Below are 2,207 nucleotides of genomic sequence, written 5' to 3'. Positions count from 1 at the left end.
ATCATATATTGCTTGAAAGAATTGAAAAGCATCGTTAAAATAAAGCTTGACTTAGAGGGGAGCAAGAAATATGAAAGTTTTTAATTTGGGGTCTACAATTTATTTGAAGAGTATAGCCATTCGGGTAAAAGACCGAGATAAAATGATTCATTTTTATAAGGATACGGTCGGTTTTGATTTAAAGAGAGAAGAAAATGAGTTAGCTATTTTTGGAACACAAGAAAATGACAGCGAGATGTTATGGTTGGAAGAAAGTCCTAGAGCAAATGATCACTTCGGGGAAGTCAAAAAGCTCAATCGATTTTCATTGATTATTCCAAGTGAAGAAGAAATGGCAGACATGCTTTCTCGTATTCACAAGCAAAACTATCCAATTGAAGAGGCGTTGGAAAGTGATGGACGCTTAGGGATCTTACTAAAGGACCCAGAAGGAAATGAACTTGAGATTTATTATGAAGCGAAGAACGCAACGCATCAAGCAGATGCAGAAAAAATGGATCAGGAAGCTTTGTTACGCTTGTCAAATGGGCGTTTCAAAAGATTATCTTCTGGCTCATATTTTGAAAAAGTCCATCTGAATGTACTGGATATCGACAAACAGCGTGCCTTTCTTTCGAATATTTTAGGTCTAAATGTACATGACGATGTGGATAAAGAGTTTGTCTTAAATGAAGGAGATTTCCACATTGGGTTAACTGAGTCTGATAGCCAAGTCATTGCGCTTCCGACGGATGAAGTACTTGGGTTGGATTTTTTGAAATTTGTTGTCGATCAAGAAAATATGCAACGATTGCTCACGCATTTAAAAACAGAATCTGTGGATTTCTATGTGGACAAAAAACAAAAAGTACTGACTTTATATGATGCCATCGGAATTGAATGGTGGTTTGTTGATGAAACGAAAGAAACAAAAAAGCCATGATCGATTGAAGTAGCTATAAGAGCAAGAATGATTCAGGAAAAACTGGATGATTCTTGTTCTTTTGGCTCTTCGACAAGTAGTGTTGGTGAGTTCCAATTGAAAGAATTTCATCGAGAATCAATCGAAGCAGAAATACGCTTCGATTGATTCTTTTTTGTTTTGGATTGATCTTGGAAAACCAAGCCCTGAATCAAGTAAATACGGTCACGAAAATGGAGAAAATTACGGTAACCATAAGCGACTCGTTTGATGACCTTGATTTTATTGTTTGTCCCTTCTAAGGCCCCGTTACTATAGGGTGTTTGGAAGGCATTCTTGATTCCTTTTCTATATTTATTGAAGAAAGTAAGTTTCTTACGAAACCACTCAGGAAGTTGGGTATCTAAGGTATTCACCACTTCGAAAAAGTCGTTCGTCACTTTTTGTTTATAGTGATAGAGAAGGAGTTGACAAGTGTCATAAGCCAACTTCAATGTGGAATCATAGCTGAGTAATTCATCGACGATCGCTTTTTCAGTCATCGGACGCTTAAAGGAATGATCATAGCGATAGCGTGAGCTATCTAATAGATAAGAATCCTTTAGAAATAACTTCCAGTAACGTTTGAATCGTTTATACTTCAGACGATCGTTCTTGCGATAAGTGTTCATGATTTGAATCCGTAAATGGTTCAACGCTCGGTGAATATGTTGGATAATATGAAAACGATCCGTGACAATTTTTGCATGGGGAAAAATACTTTTCGCTAACTCAAAATAAGGAGCGTTCATATCCATGACGATATATTGGACATTCTCTCTAGCTTGACGGGTATAGCGAGAGAAATAGGTACGTAGATAAGCTAGTTTACGACTTTCAAGAAGACCAAGAATTTGATTCGTCTGACCATCCATGAAGATAAAACTCATTTTACCCACACAGGATTTCATTGCTTTAAATTCATCAAAGCAAAGAACGGAGGGCAAGTAGTCCAAACGTATTTTAACGTTCTTCACAGCCACTTTCATGATTCGTAAAATCGTTACATCCGATACGAAATAACGAAAGGCAATGTCTTTTCTACTGGAGTTGGTCGCTAATTCTGCCATGATTTTTCGTTTCAAGTCGACAGAAATCGAACAATTTCTATCGACTAAAGAAGTTTCAGCCGAGAAAGTTGCGCCACACTCTTTACATAGGAATCGAGTTTTTTTAAGTTTTAAGATTGTTTTACGTGAATGGATCGGTAGTAATTGAATGGTGGTTTGGTGGGTCCCATATTTAATCACTTGTCCTTCGTTTTTAA

2 protein-coding genes are annotated in these 2,207 nt (G+C 37.0%); one reads left to right on the top strand and one right to left on the bottom strand.

The genetic code is table 11. From position 1 onward, the window contains the following. Nucleotides 1-70 precede the first annotated feature (70 nt). A complete protein-coding gene (locus A5844_RS09990; RefSeq protein ID WP_086285036.1) occupies nt 71-922 on the top strand; it encodes a VOC family protein in 852 nt (283 codons plus the stop codon). 107 nt (nt 923-1,029) lie between these two features. Here the strand turns inward: A5844_RS09990 and A5844_RS09985 are convergent. Beyond that, nucleotides 1,030-2,207, bottom strand: a 1,178-nt coding sequence (locus A5844_RS09985) for an ISL3 family transposase (RefSeq protein WP_086285035.1), incomplete at its 5' end; no start/stop codon positions are given.

Origin of the sequence: Candidatus Enterococcus wittei, assembly GCF_002140175.1 — a bacterium.
Lineage (GTDB): Bacteria > Bacillota > Bacilli > Lactobacillales > Enterococcaceae > Enterococcus_B > Enterococcus_B wittei.
Note: the sequence above shows the minus strand (reverse complement) of the source record. Positions and strands in the feature narration are given on the sequence as shown.